This window comes from Mesorhizobium sp. WSM1343, from assembly GCF_055901535.1.
Genome location: NZ_CM148370.1, coordinates 6,035,968 through 6,054,774, shown reverse-complemented (window position 1 = coordinate 6,054,774; position 18,807 = coordinate 6,035,968). Strand labels below are relative to the sequence as shown.

Below are 18,807 nucleotides of genomic sequence, written 5' to 3'. Positions count from 1 at the left end.
GAACATTCTTGGTACGAATCATCAGTCCAGAAGAGCTTCGAGCTTAAGCTGTTACCAACATTAGGCCAGCAGTATTTATGGTATCCATTCCGGGCTAAGAGCTATGTCCGCCACGAATGCGTTTAAGGTTATTCAGACGCCTACGACGTTCCGTCGATAGGTGGTTCGGGTTACTGCGTCTTCAACACTTTGCATTGGCGGCGGGCTGGGCGCCGAAGCGCTTGCAGGATCCAAGGTGATGGCAAACACTAAGGCCGTGTGTGCCGGGCAGCTTGCGACCAAGAACGTCTTCGGCACAAGCATGTGGGCGCTCTGAGAAGGAATTACAAATGTCTCTCATCCAGCTCTCTGAACACCTTTGGGCTTATCAAGATACGTGTACCGTCTACGTTCTGAAAAGCGGCTCGGAGTGCCTGCTGATAGATGCAGGATCGGGTGCTGTTTTGCGGCATCTGCACACAATAGGGATCGAACAAGTCAACTGGGTTCTACATACCCACCACCATAGAGATCAGTGCTGGGGGACGCCTGTCGTTCAAATGGCAGGGGCGAAAATCGCCGTGCCGGAATACGAACGTCACCTGTTCGACAATGTCGAGGCCTACTGGCAAGCGCGCCGCATCTATGACAACTATAATGATAGTAATACCTTCTTCTCGCTGGGCGAGAATATGTCAGTCGATGCGGTTCTTGAAGATTACGGGACCTTTGTTTGGAAGGATTACCAATTCAGAGTACTTCCGGCGAAGGGTCACACTTACGGAATGATTAGTTTAATTGTAGATGTTGATGGCAAAAAGGTGGCCTTTACAGGCGATTTGATGACCGTCGGCGGGAAGCTCTACCAATTGCACGCGATGGAGTATGGTTACGGCGATATGCTCGGGGTGGAATTTACTATGCAGTCGATCCTCGCCTTAAAAAAGGAAAGGGTTGAGAGGGCCTTTCCATCTCACGGGGCGCCAATCAACGAGGTTAAGGCGGATATCGAAAGGCTCGAGTCGAGGCTCGAAACACTCTCTACTATCGGCAGGCTTTTTACGTCGGGCCGTGACAATAATTTCAACGAAAGACATGTTGTCCGAGAGAGTAGGTTAGAGTCGATCAGCGAACATCTGCTGTGGGCCGGGCCTTACACCTGCTCAAACTTCTACATAGTGCTGAGTGGAAGCGGCCACGCGATGTTTATTGACTACGGGCTAGCTTCATATGGGCATTGCCATTCTGGCGCCGACTCCGATGGGCTGCAAGCATTGCGTTTTGTAGAGCATCATATAGACCAGCTTCGCGATGATCATGGGGTCCGGCATATCGAACTCGTCGTGCCAACGCACATTCACGATGACCACGTCTGTGGCATCCCATACCTCCAGCGACATTTCGGCACACAGTGCTGGGCACTAGATTGTATTGCAGAGGTCATTGCCAACCCAGCCGCTTGGGCAAGCACCCCGTGCTGCTTCCACAAACCAATCGAGGTGCAACGGAAATTGATTGATGGGGAGGCTTTCCGTTGGCGAGGATATCATTTCGAGGTGCATTACGCCCCTGGTCAAACCGAGTATCACGCGATGATTCTTAGTAAAATCGATGGCAAACGGGTCGTTTTTGGCGGCGACAATCTTTTTCTTTTCAATCCAGGCGCTGGAGGGATTGACCGGGAGATTGCGGTCCAGAGCACGGTCTTTCGCAACAGCTTTCAGTTGGAGATGCATCGTCGCTGCGCGAGTGTAATGCGGGCGCTTAACCCCCATCTTGTGTGCCCTGGGCATGGCGAGCTGATTGAGATGCATCCGTCGAGGGTCACCGAGTACACGGATTATATCGAGCGCAAGGAAGCAGCCTTCCGTGATATAGTAGATGAGCCGGCCGATCAGTTCATTGATCTATTCTGGGCGCGAATGCTTCCTTATCTTTCGCACGTTATGCCGAACAGCAAACTTGTATACACTGTGAAGGTCCGCAATAACTTGGAGCGATCTGCTGTGTACAGTGCGCGTCTCCATCCGGCATTTGGTTGGGCCTCAGACGGAGAGGCTGAAAGCATTACGCTGCAACCTGGGGAGCTAGGCGACGTAATGCTTGTGGCTGCCGCTCCCGATCATGTTGATCCTCGGCGAAGGCTCATCACCGCCGAAATTTTGATCGACGGTGTATCGCAGGGACCTGTCTGCGAAGCCCTCGTATTAATGCTCAGTCATGGTTGTAGCGTACGCATCCGGTGAAGACCGCAGACTGGCCTATCCGGTGGCCATGAGCACCTGAGCACCGTGGTGCTGGGGTCAAGATTTTGATGGGGAGACGCGATGATATTCTTCGAGCAGGAGTTTGACCTCCTCGATGCCTTCATCGGTGAAGGCCAAGATCCCGTCGTCATCGTTGGCGCCGTACACCCAGATGACGCCGTCCTCGGGCTCGAGACCGAGGGTCAGTTCCTGGATGAGCGCTTCGCTGACGCCGAGGTCCGTGGCGACACGTTCGACGGTGTAGACGTGATGCACCTTATTGCGCTGCATGATCAGGCCGCCGCCGGTTGGGTCCGCAGTTTTGCGGATATCCAATTCCACGGCAGCAAATCATCGATCCGATGGGCCGGATAGGCGGGCAGTCGGGCGAAGACGTCGGCGAGCCAGGCCTGCGGGTCGATATCGTTCATCTTGGCGCTGACGATCAGGCTGTAGAGAACGGCAGCGCGCTGTCCGCCGCGATCGGAACCGCAGAACAGCCAGGACTTTCTGCCGAGAGCGATGCCGCGCAGGGCTCGCTCGGCGGCATTGTTCGATAGGCAAATGCGCCCATCGTCGAGGAACCGGGTGAAGGATGACCAGCGGCGCAGCATGTAGTTGAAGGCCTTGCTCAAATCGTGCCCGCGCGAGAGCTTGTCGCGCGTCTCAATCATCCAGCGCTCGAGCTCGGTGATCAGCGGCGCGCTCCGCTCCTGGCGCACGGCGAGGCGTTGTTCTGGCGACAGGCCGTTGATCGCGCGCTCGATATCGAACAGGGCATCGATGCGCTTCACGGCTTCAACCGCTAGCGGATAGACCAGGTTGGGCTTGTCGCCGCGCGCCTTCTTGCGCGCCGCCGCTTCGATATCGGCCAGCTCGAACACTTTGCGCCGGCTGTGGGCCCAGCAGCTGGCTTCCAGAACAGGCGCCGGCTGACGACCCGCCGCATAGAGATCGCCATAACCGCCAAAGGCATCGGCCTGCAGAATGCCGCTCCAGCCGGCGAGATGCGCCGCGGGATGTTCGCCTCGACGATCGCGGGAATAGTAGAACACTGCCGCCGGCGGATCGGCGCCGCCGAACGGTCGGTCATCGCGCACATAGGTCCATAATCGGCCGGTATCGGTCTTGCCCTTGGCCAGGACCGGCACCGTCGTGTCGTCGCCGTGCAGACGTGAAGCGGCCAGCACATGGGCTTCGAGGCGCTTGAACAGCGGCATCAGCGCCGCGGCGCCGGCGCCGACCTGGTCGGCGAGCGTCGACAGGCTGAGCGGCACGCCTTCGCGGGCATAGCGTTCAGCCTGGCGGTTGAGCGGCTGATGCTGTCCGAACTTCTCGAACAGGATCATCGCCAGCAGGCCGGGACCGGCCCAGCCGCGCGGGGTGGCGTGGAACGGCGCCGGAGCCTGGCTGATCGCCTCGCAGTCGCGGCAGGTGAACTTCTCCCGCACGTGCTGGATCACCTTCCATTGCCGCGGCACCACCTCCAGCGTCTCGGTGATATCCTCAGCCAGCTTGCGCAGCCGATGACCGCCGCAGCAGTGGCAAGCGGTCGGCGCTGGCTCGACCACGCGTTCGCGCGGCAGATGCTCGGGAAATGGCTGGCGCGCCGGTCGTTTGCGCACATAAGGCGCCACCTCGGTGGTCCGGGCCGCGGCCTGTTCGGCGGCGATCTCGTCTTCCGTTGCCGTGCTCTCGAGTTCCTCGAAGGTGAGCTCCATCTGGTCGTGCAGGCGGGCTGAGCGTTCAGAACGCTGACCATGCAGCGCCCGCTGCAGCTTCCGGATCGTCAGATCCTGATGTGCGATCAGCGCCGCATCATCCGATGCCTTGGCCCTGGCGACCGCCAGTTCGGCCTCGACCAGCGCAGCGCGCGCGGCCTCGTCTTCGGCTCTGGCCAGCGCCGCGCTCAGCGCTGCTCTCAGCGCGCCGATATCGTCCGGAACAGCATCCTGGGCGGTGGCAACCATGCCCTGGAGTGAATCATAAAACGCCTCCGCTGACTCGCGGAAAATGGCGCAAACTCAAAGAAAAACTCAGCCCGCGCGCTGCGGGCGGAACGTGTGGCGCGGGTTGCGCCAATCGATCCCGTCGAGCATGTAGGCGAGCTGCGCCGGTGCTATGGAAACCGTGCCGTCCGCCGGCGACGGCCATAGAAACCGGCCCTTCTCGAGCCGTTTTGCATACAGCGACATGCCGAGTCCATCATGCCAGATAATCTTGATCAGATTGCCGCTGCGGCCGCGGAAGACATAAAGATCGCCGGCGAACGGTTATGTGGCGCGCCACATAACCGTTCTTATGTGTCGGGCGAGATTATGTGGCGGAGCCGCCCTGACCCCTTTCGGGCCGGCCAAACCCAGCTTGCCTCCGCCACATAATATTTCATGCCTCTCTCATGGCGCGGGATTCCCCTGTGCCACAACGCCGGAGGGGCAGAATGCTCGAGTTCTATTTTTCCTATTGTGGGGTGCTCAAGCGCCTGCGTAGCGGTGCACTCGGTGGCGAGATGGATCGCCTCGCGGAGCATTTTTTCACCCTCGGTTATAAGCGAGCGTCCGCCAAGATTTACCTGAGCCGGATTGCGCGCTTTAGCCAGTTTGCCGCAACGCGCTGTGGTCGGATGCCGATCCATCAAGATGTCGTCGACAGCTATTTATGCACGTTTACTACGGATTCTCCACGCATTGGGGCAGCATCGGCGCTGGGACATGCACGGCGAGTGGCTCCGGAGCGCTTCATTTCTTCCCCTCCCAAGGTAGATGATGATCCGGATACTCCGCTTCTGACCTCATTTTCCGACTATTTGCGCAAGGTGCGAGGACTTGAGCTGAAGACCCGCGAAGGCGTTCTTCTGGGAGGCCGCCGCTTTCTGGATTGGTTCCGCCATCACCATCCCGGTCAAGACCTCGAGGCGTTGACGGCTGAGCACGTACTCGCTGCTGTCGAGCATCGGCTGTCGCTATCGGCGACCACCGGCACCCGCACGGCAGCGACTTCTCACATCCGAACATTTCTTCAGTTTTTATGTTGGGCTGGCCACCATGATCAGGATCTCGACCGCGTCGTCCCAAGGACGCCTCATTGGCGTTTGGCGCATTTGCCGCCGCGCCTTGCATGGGATGACGTTCGGCGGGCAATCGATGCGATCGGTGCAACGACGCCGGTCGACATCCGCGATCGAGCCGTCCTGCTGCTACTCGCCACCACGGGCATTCGCAACGGTGAGCTACGCGCCATTCAGCTGCAGGATATCGACTGGCGTGCTGGCGAGGTTTCTGTCCGGCGCACCAAGGGCAAGCGGGATCGGGTGGCGCCGCTGCTCGAGGAGACTGGCGCTGCGCTCGCCGACTACGTCCTGCGCGCTCGACCGAAAGTGGATAGTCCGTATCTGTTCCTGTCCTTCACGCCGCCCGTGGCACCGTTCAAATGCGCGTCGCCTGTTTCGAGGATCGTGCGGAAGCGGTTGCGACATGGCGGGGTTGAACTCGGGCAGGTCGCAGGTGCGCATCTCCTGCGCCACAGTCTCGCCACCCAGCTCGTCAAGCAGCGAAGGCCGATCAACGAGGTCGCCGATCTCCTGGGACACCGCAGCATCAATACAACGGCGCTGTACGTAAAGGTCGCGACCTCGCAACTTGCCGAGGTCGCACTCCCCTTTCCGGGAGGCGTGGCATGACCGCCTTTGCCCGATTCCTCCGCGAGAAGGCCGAGTGTTACATCGAGCTACGCCACTCCCTCGGCTATGCCTTCAGCAAGCAAGCCGGCACGTTGCGGGCCTTCGTGAGGTACGTTGAGCGCGCTCAGTTCGATGGGCCCGCCACTCGAACGTTGGCGCTGGATTTCGCGCTGTCGTTCAGCGGTGCCGCCAACAGCCGCGTCACTCGTCACGGCGTGCTCCGCCGGTTTTACGAGTATCTCGCCGTCTACGACGCGCGAACCGAAGTCTTGGAGCGCAGGGCTTTCCCCAGATCCAGAGCGATTCCGCCTCCGCGTATTCTCAGCGAGGCCGAGTTGGCATCACTCATCGACGCATGCGCCCGCATTTCGCCTAGCATTCCTCTGCGAGGGCGGACGATGGCGACGCTGATCGGATTGTTGGCGAGTTCGGGGCTGCGATCGGGCGAAGTAGTCGGGCTTGATCGATCCGACGTTGATCTCACCAACGGGGTTCTCCTCGTTCGGAAGACAAAGTTCCGCAAGGATCGTCTCGTTCCAGTTCACACGACAACCCAGGCTGCCCTTGGTTGCTATGCCCGTGAGCGCGACGCCGCTTTCCCCATACCCAAGGATCAGGGCTTCTTCCTCAGTTCCCGGGGCAATCGCCTCTCGGCGACCGGCCTGCAAAACGGCTTTGCCGAGGTCCGTAAACTCGCCGACTTTGATCGCGGTAAGCCGTTAAGGCCGCACGATCTCAGGCACCGATTTGCCGTGACCCGCCTCAGCCTCTGGCACCAACAGCGCTTAGACGTTCAGGCGCTATTGCCTTTGCTCGCCACATATCTCGGCCACGCCAGTTACAGCGACACGGCCTACTACGTCACGGGCTCGGCGGAACTCCTCGCCATCGCGGCTGAGCGTGCCGCCCTCGATGGAGGCGCAGCATGAGCGAAGACCTGCTCCTAGCGCCGCTCCTGGAGTCGTATTTCCGCCGGCGCCTGACCAAGCAGCGGAACGCGACTCCCGCGACCGTGGCCAGCTATCGGGACGCCTTGCGCATGCTGATCCTCTTTGCCGCCGCCCGATTGCGGAAGAAGCCCGCCGCCTTGGCGCTCGAAGAGCTTGATCGAGACCTCGTTCTCGCTTTTCTCGACGAACTCGAGGAGAAGCGGAACAATTCCGTCACCACGCGCAACGCCCGCTTGGCCGCGATCCGATCTTTCTTCCACCACGTCGCTGCCGCCGACCCGGCGTCCTTCGGCGTCGCCCAACGCGTGCTGACGATTCCCATTAAACGGACGCACATTGAGGTGACGTACCACCTCACCAAGGCCGAAGTGGACACCCTCATCGCGGCGCCCGATCCAAAGACGCCCCGTGGTCGGCGCGACCGAGCCTTTCTGCTCTTCTTGGCACGGACCGGCGCCCGGGTCTCCGAAGCCACCGGCGTCAACGCAAACGACCTTCAGTTGGAGCGGCCGCACCCACAAGTGCTGCTGCGCGGCAAGGGGCGCAGAGACCGCGTCGTCCCCATTGCTAAGGACCTGGCGCGGGCGCTGACATCCTTGTTGAGCGAGCGCGGGATCGCCCATCACGAGCCGCGACCGATATTCGTCGGCGCCCGCAACGAGCGTCTGACTCGTTTCGGAGCGACCCATATCGTGCGGCGTGCGGCCACCGAGGCCGTGCCTACCAAGCCGGCCTTGGCCGACAAGCCCATATCGCCGCACATCTTCCGGCACTCCCTCGCCATGAAGCTTCTTCAGTCCGGCGTGGACCTTTTGACGATCCAAGCCTGGCTCGGGCACGCACAGGTCGCCACGACCCACCGCTATGCCACAGCGGATGTCGAGATGATGCGCAATGGACTCGAGAAGGCGGGCATCGAGGGCAATTACGGGGCGCGCTTCCGGCCCACCGATGCCGTTCTGCAACTGCTGAACTCCATCTGAATATTATGTGGCGGAGGCAAGCTGGGTTTGGCCGGCCCGAAAGGGGTCAGGGCGGCTCCGCCACATAATCTCGCCCGACACATAAATGCGGATCCCGGCCCAACGTCTCCTGAACCTGCAGAGCGAGGCCTTGCATTCCGCGACGCATATCGGTCCGGCCGACCGCCAACCAGATCCGCACCTGGCTCGGAACCGGGATCATGAAACGCCCAGCGCCTTCACCATCGCCGCCGCCAGTGTCGGCGGCGTGGTCAGCGGAATCCGCAGCCGCACCTTGCCGGCGATCTCCAGCTCGATCACCGCTGATGGCGCCGCCGGCACCGAAGCGGCCACAGGCGCATCGGGAACCACGACAACTTCGGCAAAGCCCGTCTCGCGGGCTCTCAGCGTGCGGCGCCACTTATAGATCAGGCTGGTCGCGACATCGTACTGACGCGCCACCGCCGTCACCGTGGCCCCGGGCGCGAATGCCGCGGCCAGTATCCGGTACTGATCCTCTTCACGCCAACGACGACGACGCTCCGGTCCGGTCAATAACGTCACATGGCTCATGCTGTGCTGCTAACTACGCTCGTAAGGGCGACCTTAAGAGCGCAGCTTCGCTACCGTGCCATGTTCCCGCAAGGCGGCCTTCGCCGGAGGCGTACGTTGTAGCTAGGCGCGCACGAAGAGTTGGACCATGCGCTACCTGCCTTGGCTGCAGGAGCAGTTGTTCGACTATCCCGCACATCAGACCGCGCTCCAGGATGATCGAAGTGCTGCGCGCCTCGGAAAGAGCGGGTGAACGGTTAGGAAGGAATGAGCTTGTGGCACGAGGCGATCCAAGAAGCATAGCGTCCAGTTCGTCTCGGCTGCCACGCTCGTGGCCAACCAACGACGACGGTTCACTCGAGTAGCAGCTGACGATCCTCTCGCGGCCGAGGCTGTTGATCATCTGCGTGCTCGACTGCTTGACACTGTCCTGTAACATTGTCGCCAAACCAAAACGTTTGCTGACAAAAGCAAACAATAATAGTCTGGTAAAATTTGCTATTGCAAAATCAGTATTTCAAATGTAACAGAATAGGCCGCGCTCAATGAATGGGTCACCAGTGTAACCGGCATGCTATGGCCGAGGGCATCAGACGCGAGATACCCGGGCCCGTCCGTAAGTGCTGTCCCGGCGGCACCTTTCGCGCGTGGATGTAAGGGTCGATGTTCGAGGCCTTTGAGGGCTTCGACATATGACGATTTCAGAGTTTACGCTTAAGTCCAAGGACGAGGAGCCGGTCCGTCGGCTTGAGATCTTCACAGGTTCGGGTCGGCGGCGTGAGGTTACCCTCCGGCGAAGGCCGCCTTGCGAGAAGATGGCACGGTAGCGAGGCTGCGCTCTTAAGGTCGTCCTTACGAGCGAAGTTAGCAGCACAGCATGAGCCATGTGACGTTATTGACCGGGCCGGAGCGGCGGCGGCGTTGGAGTGAAGAGGATCAGTGCCGGATACTGGCCGGGGCATTCGCGCCCGGTGCCACAGTGGCGGCGGTGGCGCGTCAGTACGATGTCGCGACCAGCCTGATCTACAAGTGGCGCCGCACGGTGAGAGCCCGCGACACGGGCTTTGCCGAAGTTGTCGTGGCTCTCGACGAGCCTGTCGCCGTTTCGCGACCGGCGGCATCTCCAGCGGTGATCGAGCTGGAGGTCGCCGGCAAGGTGCGGCTGCGGCTTCCGCTGACCACGCCGCCGACACTGGCGCCTTCAGCCATTCGCCCTGGGCGAGCGCCATGGTGCTGCGCCGGCCGAGCCCGCGCGGCGCGGCAAAGTCGATGTCCTCGATGCAGGCTTCGGGAAAGCGCAGCCTGGCTGAGGCGAGCCGGTTCCGGACGCGCTTGTCGGCCCGTATGGCGACCTCACGGTCGAGCATCAGGCCGAGCCACTCGTCACGGCTGAGCTCGTTGGCGTTGTTCCGTTCGGCCAGTTCGCGCCAGGCGGCAGCCATGCCGGCCAGACCGAGGTCCTGCATCTGGTCGAGGGTAGGGTTCGTCAGCATTCTTTCTTCCTTTCCTTCACTGGTAATAGGTGGAGCCGCGGATGTTGGCGTGCTGGGATGTCGGCTTTGCCGGTTCTGCGGAGCTGGCTCGGTCGAGGCCGGCTTTGAGGATGGCGGTGACGGAGGAGTAGGCGATCGCGTTGATCAGCAGCGCCCGCTCGCAGGCGGCATTGAGACGCTCGGGCCCATAGCGCGGCGCCAGCGACAGGATGCCCATGGCCGAGCGATATCCCGGTTCCGGATGCGGCCGGTCGCGCATCATGCGCTCGACCAGAATGGCGGCACCGATCCCGGCCGCCCGGCTGATCAGGCTGGCCGGCGTGGTGTTGGCGTAGCGCTGGTGCGCCTTGGGCATGTGTTCGTTGACGGTGATATGGCCGGAACGCTGTGAGCGACGCACATGGCTGGCGACACGCTGGTGATCGTGGAAGATCTCGACCACTCGATGAGTAAGCCGCACCTCGACGGTGCGCCCGATCAGCCGGTGCGGCACCGAGTAGAAGGTCTTGTCAACTTCGAAATGGTAGTCAGGATGCACCTTCGCCGACTTCCACTCGGCGTATTCGAACGGTGCTGCCGGCAGCGGCTTCAAGGCAGCCCGCTCGATCTCCTCGAACAGTTCGGCGGCTTTGGCCGACATTCCCTTCGCGGCTGGCTCAAACGACGCTGACCTATCTTCACGCACATCTTGAGCTGAAGGAATCCGCACTTGCCAAGCTGAAGCCATACGAACGCGCAAAGGCCGAAAATTTCGACCAAACGACCGGCTTCTTGAGTTCCTGAACGCGCTTTGAGCATGAGAACTATGCCGAGTGTCAACGACCAGTTCTTGGTCGAAATGGCGGGCAAAGCGCTTCATACCGCCATGATCGGAAGAGGCGCTCGGCATAGTTCGGCAGTCGGCATAAACATGCAAGCTCAACGGCGTCGAGCCTCACACCTACCTCGCTGACGTGATCGCCCGGATCGTCGCCGGCCATCCACAAAGCCAGATCGACGATCCGCTGCCCTTGGGCCTACAGACCCATGCCGCTCAAGGCGGTGGCCTGAGAACAGCGGTTACGCCCGTCCGTTTCCTTGAGAGGTCTGATGCGGCCTTGGACCGGACTTGTGCTCCACGGATGGGGATAGCCGCTCGATGGTGATAAAGAAAGTGCCGAGGATGGGATTCGCCTCGGAGCCGTAGGCCGTCCAACTGCGGCAAATTGCCTGGAAGCACACCCCGATGTATAGCAGCATTCAAACGCGGGCACCAAGCCTGGAATTAATCCTAAGTTGGCACGAATCTTGAGGGCATTCATTCAACGGGGAAAGATGGATCAAAATCATCCATGATCAGGGAACGCCGGTCCAGTTTGGATAATTGCCTACGCGGTATCTTTCAGGGGATGCGATCGTCAGCCCAGAAGAAAAATTTCAGAATACGATGAAAGGTGCATAGAATATAACTTGCTAACTAAGTTCCGGACCCTAGTCATGGAAGGAAATGACCGTGCTAAATCCACTAGAGAATGGCGCCTCTATCTTAGATAACGATGTCGGCTGCGCAAGACGGATCAATGCTCGCAACGTTACTGTCTACGATACGGCTGGCGATAAAGGGCGGGGGATTTTCGCCGCTCGGGATTTCCTGCCCGGCGAGGTTGTGATGATCGGACTTGTTGATCGCTTGGAAAAGGCTCGGACGATATACTCGATCCAGATGGATTGGAATGTTCATGCTCTATTTGAGGAGCCGGCTATTTTTGTAAACCATTCCTGTGATCCCAATCTAGCGATCGTGCCGAACCGGTTCCGAGCGTACGACTTTATCGCTGTTCAGGAAATCTCTCCTGGCGCCGAGCTGACGTGGGACTATGCCACCTCCGAGTTCGAGAGCATAGCGGTCCCAGTTTGTCTTTGTGCAGCGGTAAATTGCCGACAAGCAGCCGGAGGGTTTTCCACGCTGCCTCCCGATCATCCACTGCTCTTGGCGGGATTCTATGCGCCCTATCTCCAACGAAACTCTGGATAGTCGCGAGGATATCCGAATGGGCTTGAGCGGGGCAGCTTCGCCCTAATGCGTTGTTTCGGCGTCTTGTTCCTGAGCTGCAGGTCCAAGCTTTAAATTAACAGATTCGCCTCATGTTGGGATCTTCGCGCGTGAGCACAAGTGCACCCGGCGCTTGCCATGTAGCGCAGCCGCGCCGCGCGGATTCCCTTGATCCGAGCTGTGATTCCGGGCGGGGACTTGTAGTGATAGGTCGTCATGTCGAACTGCAGAATTGGCGGCCCTGGCGGATCTGACCACCCGCAAGGACCGATCGACCTGCTTCGGCCAACACCTCTACAAGGCGCGTAATCTGGTAGAGCGATTCTTCAGCTAGGTCAAACACGTCCGTCGCATCTACAGGCTACGGCAAACTGGCGGAAAACTACCTGGCCGTCATCAGCTTGGGTCGTGTCCCATTGGGTGGTGTAGCTGGTCGGCAAACGAAGCCGCGCGCGAGCGCGCCGTTAGCAGCGCTGTAGCGAGTGAGCGGCGCGACGGTGGTCATCGGCGCTCTTTCCGGTCGGATTTGGTTGTTGACGCCCTCATTTCAAAAGGACCAACGATGACCTACGGATGAACCTGCGCAGGCTCGTGGAAAATCCGCGCGCCAACGCTTTCAGCCGTGTCCCGCACATCCGGTGCGAGACCCCCCACAGTTCCGTCAGCGCATCACCGACGCAACGTGATACAGCGCCACTCCGGCCGCGGCCGACGGCCCGCCTGCGGTCCTTTCGTAAGGCGCATCGCGGCTTGCCCTCAGTCTGATTTGCTCCTGGCGTTCACGGCGGTAGCAATCAGATGAAGCAATGGCTCAACATCCAAGAACTATTCAGGCGACCTATGCGCTTAGGAATGATTCTCGAGCGAACATTCGAGTTGGCACGAGAGGCGCCGTCGTCATTCAGTCTCCATGTGGCCGTGTTCAGCCTTGTCTGGTTGACGTCTTTACGTCTGGAACCCGACACGCTGAGGCACAAGTATCCCGTTGCGCCGTGCGAAAACACCGTTTTTCTCCTCTTGCTCCACAACCTCTTCGGCGGCACGCCGATTGCATTGGACACGGTGCAGGCGCGGTCTAGCCCGTCCGCTCCCATGAACCAGTCGATTGATTCCGAGCCTATGAACTGACAACGGGCAAATTCCAAGGAGTAGCTCATGCGGGTAGCAGTCGTCTGGAATCATGACCATACGGGCGTGATCAACCGGTTTGGTCAGCGCAGTCAGGAGTTCAGCAATCGTGAGGAGACCGAGAGCGTGCTGGCGGCATTGCAAGAGAGCGGCCACGAGACGCTGCTGTATGAAGGCGATAAAGGACTTCTCGCTAAGCTAGAGCAATTCATGCCCCCAGACGCACAAGCCCGCCCTTCCGGAATGGTCTTCAACCGGGCGAACGGAATTCAGGGCGAGTGCCCTTTCATTCACGTTCCTGCCATGCTGGAGATGGCAGGCGTACCGTATACTGGAGCGAGCGCACTCGGGTATGGGCTGTCAATCGACAAGGTCGTCGCCAAGGCCCTCATGCGCGATCAGGTGCCGACGCCCAACTTTCGCGTGCTGTGTCGCGGCACCGAAAACATCGGCGACCTGCGATTCCCAGTGGTGGTGAAGCCCTGTCGGGAACACAGTAGTTTCGGATTGCAGCTGGTACATGAACCCGCTCAGTTGAGGCAGGCCGTGGAAGAGATCGTCACGCAATATGCGCAGGATGCGCTAGTGGAAGAATACATCGACGGGCGAGAAGTCGCCGTCGCGCTCCTGGGAAACGGAGAGTTAGAGGTGTTTCCGCCCGTGGAGCACGACTTCGGCGACCGCGACACGCGTCTTATGACTTGGGAAGCGAAGTATGTGGCGGCGGAGATGCCGCCGCAGATTTGCCCGGCGCAAATTGGGAGCAGCCTGGCGACGGTGCTGAGGGATATTTCAGTTGCGACCTTCCGTGCCTGCCGGTGCCGGGACTATGCCCGCGTCGACCTCCGGATCGACCGTGCCGGCCAGCCCTTTGTCCTGGAGATCAATTCCAATCCGGGGCTCAAAATGAGCTCGTCGTATGTGCGAGCCGCGATGACTGCCGGACACAGCTACGCGAGCTTGGTCAATCGTATCCTCGACGTCGCTCACACGCGGTACTTCGGCATCGGGCTCACCTAGGCTGAGCACGTCGAACTCGGGTTCCGGAAAGCCGCCGGCACGAATTCCATTGGATCGCGAACAGAGGTTCCACTGGAGCCTTGTGACAGCAAAGATCCCCTCTCGATCGGTGGCCGCAAGAAGATCTGACAGCGGTCAAGGCATATCGCCGGCATGACTCCTTAAATAGAGATCACGATGTTTCTTAAAGCGGACGGAACTGAGGTGTGGCTGCAGAGCTCGACAAAGTTGCCGTATCTGTCCCTTGCTGGCGTCATGGAAACTCCTGAGGAGTATGTGACAATTCGAACAAGACTGATCGAGCGGTATGAGTTGCTTTCCGGCATCGCCTCCAACGACGCATTCCTGGTCCAGGGAGTCGAGGACGGCGGCGCTTTGGTTTTCTGCGTCCGACCCGACAAAAATTGCGCCTTGCTGCTGCTGGGGAAATTTGACCGCGGCCGGGAGAGGCGAAAACCCTGTGGTGTTCTCGATACCCTCGTCGAACTGATCGAGAACAGCGTAGATGGAATCGCCCGACAAGCTGGTGGGACCATTCGTTTGGAGGTCGTGCAGTCCGAGCTGGCAATGCTTGCCTGCTGAAGGAGAACGATGTGCGCCGGCATTGTGCCATCGGGCACAAGTTCCCGATCTGTTGCTCAAGCCAGCCCGCTTATCGTGAACGCCCGGGAACCCTACCTTCCAGCGGTCCAAAGAAAGTATCGGAGCAGAAACGGCTGAGTCTAATCGCCACTGGATGAAGTTCAGTCGCATGTGTGGACGTATATGGCCCCGCCCGATTGCAACAGGTCGGCTGGATCAGGATCGTTGGTCACAACTGCTGACGTATATCCGGCTTCCTAATGCGGCTGGACAACGTCTTCGCCGCGAGCCCCGATGGATTTTCGCGCGCTTCCACCTCATCGGCCCCTAGCTAGTGCGCGTCCATAAACGGCAAGCTGCTGATATTATTGAATGAATCCTGATTTTGGGTAGGCAAGGCCCGGCGGGTTCAGATACACTTCGAGATCAAGCCACTGATTCCAAAGCGTTTCTGCCACCGCCGGGGCCGACAATGCGCCAAGAACGCACCGTCCAATCCAGTGTATTTGATCTTTTCGCCGGACACGAGATCGGCTGTGAATTGAAAGCCATGTCGCAATGGCTGGACGAGCATCGCGAGCTTCTGAGCCTGGTGACGCGGGACCTGCGCCGGCACGATCTCAAGGAGACCGGCCGCGAGGGCCTGCCGGCGGAGGCTGTGCTGCGCTGCGCGCTGCTCAAGCAGCACCGCCAACTAAGCTATCAGGAACTGGCCTTTCACTTGGAGGATTCCGCCTCGTTCCGGGCTTTTGCCCGGCTGCCATGGGGGTGGAGCCCAAAGAAATCAGTCCTGCACAAGACGATCAGCGCGATCCAGGCGCCGACCTGGGAAGAAATCAACAAAGTACTGCTGGCAAGCGCCAGGCGAGAGAAGCTGGAAGGCGGCAAGGTCGTGCGCGTGGACAGCACCGTCACCGCCGCACTCGTCCACGAGCCGAGCGACAGCAGCCTGTTATGGGACGCTGTGCGGGTGATGGTGCGGCTGTTGCAGCACGCGGATGCACTGGGCAGCGCCATCCCATGGCACGATCACTGCCGCGCGGCGAAGAAGCGGTCCCGGTCGATCGAATATACCCGCGGCCGCCCGAAACGGGTGAAGCACTACCGCGAGCTGCTCAGGATCACACGCACCACCTTGGGCTATCTCCATCAGGCGGCTGAGCAGCTGACCCTGACGGCGAGCCCGGCCATTGAACTGTGGCAGGCCCAAGTCCGCCATTACCGGCCGCTGATCGAGCGGATCATCGCCCAGACCGAACGGCGGGTCCTGGCAGGCGAGCCGGTCCCGGCCGGCGAGAAGCTGGTGAGCCTGTTCGAGCCGCATGCCGATATCATCGTCAAGGGCAGCCGCGACGTCGATTATGGTCACAAGATCAATCTGACCACCGGTCGCAGCGGACTGATCCTCGATCTCGTCATCGAAGCGGGCAACCCAGCCGACAGCGAGCGTCTGCTGCTAATGCTGGAGCGCCACATCGCGTTTTACGGCGAGCCGCCGCGTCAGGCGGCGGCCGACGGCGGCTATGCCAGCCGCGCCAATCTGCGCCAAGCCAAGGCGTGGGGCGTGCGCGATATGGCGTTCCACAAGAAGAGCGCCCTCAGGATCGAAGACATGGTCAGCAGCCGCTGGGTCTATCGCAAGCTGCGCAACTTCCGCGCTGGTATCGAGGCCAGCATCTCCTGCCTGAAGCGCGCCTATGGCTTGGCCCGCTGCACCTGGCGCGGGCTCAACCACTTCAAGGCTTACGTCTGGTCCTCGGTGGTCGCTTACAATCTCGCCCTCTTCACCCGCCTCAGATCGACCTGACCCCAGTCATCGGGCTGCGTTCAGGAGCACGCCGGCGAGCGCCGGCCGATACCCCTATGACCCCATTGCCGCCAGATCGACCCCCGGCCGCAACCTCCATGCACTTGTACCATCACGCGTCCCCAAAAACATCGCTTCAGCAGGCCAAAGACCGCTGAAAACTCCGGGAAAACAGCCGTTTATGGACGCGCACTAGCTAGACATTGGCCGAAGCCAAGCCGGTCCACACACCAGGTTCGGGAAGCGACGGAATGACCGTTTCACCATCTCCTACCATTTTGCTGCAATTGCCAGGGTGAGACCTCCTTCTGTTATTCCTTCGTTTGCCGCTTCGCCTCAAGCTGCTTCTACCGAGGGTGCGGGCTCGTAGAATGTGCTGCCCGAGAGCATGGCCCACACGATCCTCGCATTCTTGTTGGCGAGCGCGACAGCCGCGACATTGGGATGCCGCCTTTGCCGCAGCTTACCGAGCCAGAGACTTCGGGGATCTTGCTTGCCGGCTGCTTTACCAAGCGCAGCGCGAGCGCCATGGATCATCAATGTGCGCAGGTAGCGATCGCCGCGTTTGCTGATACCGAACAGGCGCTCGCCCCGAATCCCAGAGAGATCTACGCGCTTTACGCGACACCCACTGAGCGGGTTTGTCCCGCCTTGACCGCCCGTCATCACACCGGCATCCTCTCGACTGCTCACCCCGGCCGAAAGCGGCCCGCCGCGGTTGTGTGCGTCAAGTTCTGCAAAAAAGGGCGGCCATGGTGGTCGGTCGTGCGGCTTGGCGCAAAGCGAGTTTCTTGTGCTCTCGTAGATCGTCCATTTTGATGTAGCGGTTTGCCTCCATCCAGTTTTCATTGGTCTCGACGGCGAGCGCCCGGACGAGGCGAAGGCAGCTCTGGGAATTTGGGAAGTGGCGCACAACACAGGTGTGGCGGCGGATTTCCTCGTGGAGCCGCTCCAGCATGTTGGTAACCGGTATGATCATGACGGTGCCATCCGATCCCCGCTGGAGATGATCGATTTTCGGCGTATGGTGCGACCATCCGGGACAGGGGCACCGGGAGCACGCCAAGTGCGGGCAGGCGGGGGCGAAAAAACAGCTCACCTGAAGCCGAACAAAGAAACGCACAGGAGAGCCGAAATCACGCTTGTCGATGTCATCCGTCAAGGCGTGGCCTGGAGACCTCGCAGCCGGCCGCCAATCGCACCGGCCAGCCTTGACTGCGTCTCGACACGCTCGCACGGGAAATCCTGTAGGCGGGGGCGAAAAAACAGCTCACCTGAAGCCGAACAAAGAAACGCACAGGAGAGCCGAAATCACGCTTGTCGATGTCATCCGTGGACTTCAGGTGCTTGCGGTGCTGGCGTGGCAGGCGCAAGAAGGTCAGCGTGCTGCCGATGGCATCTCCTGCCCAGATCGTCAGCCGCGGTTGGCGGGCGGACCAATTGGAAAGCCATGCGGCGAGATCGGCCTTGGCCTCGGCTAGATCGCGCCGGTCATAGAGCCAGCGCAGTTACTGCAGGCAATCGTCGTCATGCTTTCTCGGCAGGTGGTCGAGCGCGTTCCTGAGCAAATGCACATAGCAGGCCGCCTTCGGGATCACCCAATCGCCGCCACGAGGCCGGCATGGTCTTCGGACACGACCAGTTCGATACCCCTGAGGCCGCGTCGTTTCAAGGCGACGAGAAGGTCGTTCCAGGCCAAGCGGCTCTCACGATTGGCCATCCCCACGGCCAGGATCTGGCGCCTTCCGTCCAAGTTGATGCCGACCGCGATCAGCACCGCCTGGCTCAACGGCAGTTCCGGCTTCGCGCACCTTCTCGTGACGGGAGGGTGAGTTAGGCAACGGTTCTTCCTGCGCGCGTTCGCCAAGCGCCTTCAGGCTCTCGTCCAGGCGCTTGTTGATGACCGAGATCGACGAGGCCGAGAAGGCATGGCCGCACGCTCTTCGGTGATCGTCTTGACCTTCCGGGTCAAGACCCCTTGCACATAGATCTCGCAAGCATACGACCCGGGTTCGCTCCGAACGCTGGCAGCGCTCGAACAGCTCGGTAGAGAAGCGGCCGCCCGGTCTTGCGGAACCCGCAGCTCTAGCTTGCCGACCCGGCTGACAAGAGTTCGCGTAGTAACCCAAGCCCAGTGGTGCCCCGTCGCGATTCCAACTGGGAACGGCGGCAATGATTTGGACCGGCGACGTCATCGCGGCGAAGCTTGCGACGGACAACGACAGCATCAGCGTTATTGACCCCCGTGGCTTGTCGTATCCAGACCAATTGTGGCAATCTTCTTTAAGCGACGGTTCTCCCTCATGTGACTTTCGACAGCCACACTTTGGCAGATTGCGATGCCGGGAGCGGAAGCCGTCTACAAATCAGGTCAGGG

The 18,807-nt window shown here is 60.3% G+C and carries 17 protein-coding genes and 6 pseudogenes; 10 read left to right on the top strand and 13 right to left on the bottom strand.

Annotation, left to right across the window (positions count from 1 at the left end):
* Positions 1-329: 329 nt before the first annotated feature.
* Positions 330-2,225 (top strand): MBL fold metallo-hydrolase, encoded by a 1,896-nt coding sequence (locus tag AC0NIL_RS29465; protein ID WP_473573948.1) that lies wholly within the window; start codon positions 330-332, stop codon positions 2,223-2,225.
* A 57-nt stretch (positions 2,226-2,282) separates the two neighbouring features.
* Here AC0NIL_RS29465 and AC0NIL_RS29460 read toward each other — a convergent pair whose 3' ends face one another.
* The 3 genes from AC0NIL_RS29460 to tnpB form a co-directional block, all read right to left on the bottom strand.
* On the bottom strand, positions 2,283-2,567 hold the full coding sequence (locus AC0NIL_RS29460; protein ID WP_473573949.1) for a hypothetical protein: 285 nt from the start codon (positions 2,565-2,567) through the stop codon (positions 2,283-2,285).
* Positions 2,519-4,195, bottom strand: a complete 1,677-nt coding sequence (gene tnpC / locus AC0NIL_RS29455) for an IS66 family transposase (protein ID WP_473573950.1) — start codon at positions 4,193-4,195, stop codon at positions 2,519-2,521. The genes AC0NIL_RS29460 and tnpC overlap by 49 nt, the downstream gene beginning before the upstream one ends.
* 66 nt (positions 4,196-4,261) lie before the next feature.
* Positions 4,262-4,441, bottom strand: a complete 180-nt coding sequence (gene tnpB / locus AC0NIL_RS29450; RefSeq protein ID WP_474048818.1) for an IS66 family insertion sequence element accessory protein TnpB — start codon at positions 4,439-4,441, stop codon at positions 4,262-4,264.
* A 224-nt stretch (positions 4,442-4,665) separates the two neighbouring features.
* Between tnpB and AC0NIL_RS29445 the strand changes: the two genes are divergently transcribed.
* From AC0NIL_RS29445 to AC0NIL_RS29435, 3 genes are read left to right on the top strand one after another with little or no spacing between them, the layout of a single operon-like run.
* Positions 4,666-5,904 carry a site-specific integrase gene (locus AC0NIL_RS29445; protein WP_474048315.1) on the top strand — a complete coding sequence of 413 codons (1,239 nt, stop codon included), beginning with the start codon at positions 4,666-4,668 and terminating at the stop codon, positions 5,902-5,904.
* A complete protein-coding gene (locus AC0NIL_RS29440; RefSeq protein WP_473574368.1) occupies positions 5,901-6,833 on the top strand; it encodes a tyrosine-type recombinase/integrase in 933 nt (310 codons plus the stop codon). The genes AC0NIL_RS29445 and AC0NIL_RS29440 overlap by 4 nt, the downstream gene beginning before the upstream one ends.
* Positions 6,830-7,837 carry a tyrosine-type recombinase/integrase gene (locus tag AC0NIL_RS29435; RefSeq protein WP_064987198.1) on the top strand — a complete coding sequence of 336 codons (1,008 nt, stop codon included), beginning with the start codon at positions 6,830-6,832 and terminating at the stop codon, positions 7,835-7,837. The genes AC0NIL_RS29440 and AC0NIL_RS29435 overlap by 4 nt, the downstream gene beginning before the upstream one ends.
* A gap of 46 nt (positions 7,838-7,883) precedes the next feature.
* Here AC0NIL_RS29435 and AC0NIL_RS29430 read toward each other — a convergent pair whose 3' ends face one another.
* Positions 7,884-7,973, bottom strand: coding sequence for a hypothetical protein (locus tag AC0NIL_RS29430; protein ID WP_455707831.1), 90 nt, complete (start codon positions 7,971-7,973; stop codon positions 7,884-7,886).
* 62 nt (positions 7,974-8,035) lie between these two features.
* Positions 8,036-8,389, bottom strand: coding sequence for an IS66-like element accessory protein TnpA (gene tnpA / locus AC0NIL_RS29425; RefSeq protein ID WP_473574370.1), 354 nt, complete (start codon positions 8,387-8,389; stop codon positions 8,036-8,038).
* Between the two features lie 856 nt (positions 8,390-9,245).
* Between tnpA and AC0NIL_RS29420 the strand changes: the two are divergent.
* Positions 9,246-9,500, top strand: a pseudogene (locus tag AC0NIL_RS29420) (transposase); the annotation flags it as partial.
* A 127-nt stretch (positions 9,501-9,627) separates the two neighbouring features.
* On the opposite strand, the pseudogene AC0NIL_RS29415 reads toward AC0NIL_RS29420, so the two are convergent.
* Both AC0NIL_RS29415 and AC0NIL_RS29410 read right to left on the bottom strand, forming a co-directional pair.
* Positions 9,628-9,810, bottom strand: a pseudogene (locus AC0NIL_RS29415) (ATP-binding protein); the annotation flags it as partial.
* Between the two features lie 67 nt (positions 9,811-9,877).
* A pseudogene (locus AC0NIL_RS29410) lies at positions 9,878-10,483 on the bottom strand (Mu transposase domain-containing protein); the annotation flags it as partial.
* A 286-nt stretch (positions 10,484-10,769) separates the two neighbouring features.
* On the opposite strand from AC0NIL_RS29410, the pseudogene AC0NIL_RS29405 reads away from it, so the two are divergent.
* The 5 genes and pseudogenes from AC0NIL_RS29405 to AC0NIL_RS29385 form a co-directional block, all read left to right on the top strand.
* Positions 10,770-10,871 (top strand): annotated as a pseudogene (locus AC0NIL_RS29405) (transposase domain-containing protein); the annotation flags it as partial.
* A 476-nt stretch (positions 10,872-11,347) separates the two neighbouring features.
* The gene (locus tag AC0NIL_RS29400; RefSeq protein WP_473574372.1) at positions 11,348-11,875 is read left to right on the top strand and encodes an SET domain-containing protein-lysine N-methyltransferase; all 528 of its coding nucleotides are present in this window, start codon (positions 11,348-11,350) and stop codon (positions 11,873-11,875) included.
* 1,173 nt (positions 11,876-13,048) lie between these two features.
* Positions 13,049-14,041 carry a D-alanine--D-alanine ligase family protein gene (locus AC0NIL_RS29395; protein WP_473574374.1) on the top strand — a complete coding sequence of 331 codons (993 nt, stop codon included), beginning with the start codon at positions 13,049-13,051 and terminating at the stop codon, positions 14,039-14,041.
* A 177-nt stretch (positions 14,042-14,218) separates the two neighbouring features.
* The gene (locus AC0NIL_RS29390; protein WP_473574376.1) at positions 14,219-14,623 is read left to right on the top strand and encodes a hypothetical protein; all 405 of its coding nucleotides are present in this window, start codon (positions 14,219-14,221) and stop codon (positions 14,621-14,623) included.
* 472 nt (positions 14,624-15,095) lie between these two features.
* Entirely contained in the window at positions 15,096-16,430 is a 1,335-nt protein-coding gene (locus AC0NIL_RS29385; protein ID WP_473574393.1) for an ISNCY-like element ISMlo5 family transposase, read from the top strand.
* A 336-nt stretch (positions 16,431-16,766) separates the two neighbouring features.
* On the opposite strand, the pseudogene AC0NIL_RS29380 reads toward AC0NIL_RS29385, so the two are convergent.
* From AC0NIL_RS29380 to AC0NIL_RS29355, 6 genes and pseudogenes are all read right to left on the bottom strand, one after another.
* Positions 16,767-17,018: pseudogene (locus AC0NIL_RS29380) on the bottom strand (IS110 family transposase); the annotation flags it as partial.
* Positions 17,019-17,157: 139 nt separating this feature from the next.
* A complete protein-coding gene (locus tag AC0NIL_RS29375) occupies positions 17,158-17,592 on the bottom strand; it encodes a transposase (RefSeq protein WP_474048313.1) in 435 nt (144 codons plus the stop codon).
* The gene (locus AC0NIL_RS29370) at positions 17,582-17,938 is read right to left on the bottom strand and encodes a transposase (protein WP_473574278.1); all 357 of its coding nucleotides are present in this window, start codon (positions 17,936-17,938) and stop codon (positions 17,582-17,584) included. Before AC0NIL_RS29370 ends, AC0NIL_RS29375 begins: the two co-directional genes overlap by 11 nt.
* Before the next feature lie 86 nt (positions 17,939-18,024).
* Entirely contained in the window at positions 18,025-18,219 is a 195-nt protein-coding gene (locus AC0NIL_RS29365) for a transposase (RefSeq protein WP_473574275.1), read from the bottom strand.
* Positions 18,137-18,472, bottom strand: a complete 336-nt coding sequence (locus AC0NIL_RS29360) for a transposase (RefSeq protein WP_473574276.1) — start codon at positions 18,470-18,472, stop codon at positions 18,137-18,139. Before AC0NIL_RS29360 ends, AC0NIL_RS29365 begins: the two co-directional genes overlap by 83 nt.
* A 44-nt stretch (positions 18,473-18,516) precedes the next feature.
* Positions 18,517-18,603 (bottom strand): annotated as a pseudogene (locus AC0NIL_RS29355) (hypothetical protein); the annotation flags it as partial.
* Positions 18,604-18,807: the final 204 nt, after the last annotated feature.

What these genes read in the sequence shown, in the direction of transcription:
- AC0NIL_RS29465 (WP_473573948.1), top strand. Translation starts at nt 330, where the DNA reads ATGTCTCTCATCCAGCTCTCTGAACACCTTTGGGCTTATCAAGATACG.
- AC0NIL_RS29445 (WP_474048315.1), top strand. Translation starts at nt 4,666, where the DNA reads ATGCTCGAGTTCTATTTTTCCTATTGTGGGGTGCTCAAGCGCCTGCGT.
- tnpC (WP_473573950.1), bottom strand. Translation starts at nt 4,195, where the DNA reads ATGGTTGCCACCGCCCAGGATGCTGTTCCGGACGATATCGGCGCGCTG.
- AC0NIL_RS29400 (WP_473574372.1), top strand. Translation starts at nt 11,348, where the DNA reads ATGACCGTGCTAAATCCACTAGAGAATGGCGCCTCTATCTTAGATAAC.
- AC0NIL_RS29390 (WP_473574376.1), top strand. Translation starts at nt 14,219, where the DNA reads ATGTTTCTTAAAGCGGACGGAACTGAGGTGTGGCTGCAGAGCTCGACA.
- AC0NIL_RS29385 (WP_473574393.1), top strand. Translation starts at nt 15,096, where the DNA reads ATGCGCCAAGAACGCACCGTCCAATCCAGTGTATTTGATCTTTTCGCC.
- AC0NIL_RS29440 (WP_473574368.1), top strand. Translation starts at nt 5,901, where the DNA reads ATGACCGCCTTTGCCCGATTCCTCCGCGAGAAGGCCGAGTGTTACATC.
- AC0NIL_RS29435 (WP_064987198.1), top strand. Translation starts at nt 6,830, where the DNA reads ATGAGCGAAGACCTGCTCCTAGCGCCGCTCCTGGAGTCGTATTTCCGC.
- AC0NIL_RS29395 (WP_473574374.1), top strand. Translation starts at nt 13,049, where the DNA reads ATGCGGGTAGCAGTCGTCTGGAATCATGACCATACGGGCGTGATCAAC.
- AC0NIL_RS29430 (WP_455707831.1), bottom strand. Translation starts at nt 7,973, where the DNA reads ATGCAAGGCCTCGCTCTGCAGGTTCAGGAGACGTTGGGCCGGGATCCG.
- tnpA (WP_473574370.1), bottom strand. Translation starts at nt 8,389, where the DNA reads ATGAGCCATGTGACGTTATTGACCGGACCGGAGCGTCGTCGTCGTTGG.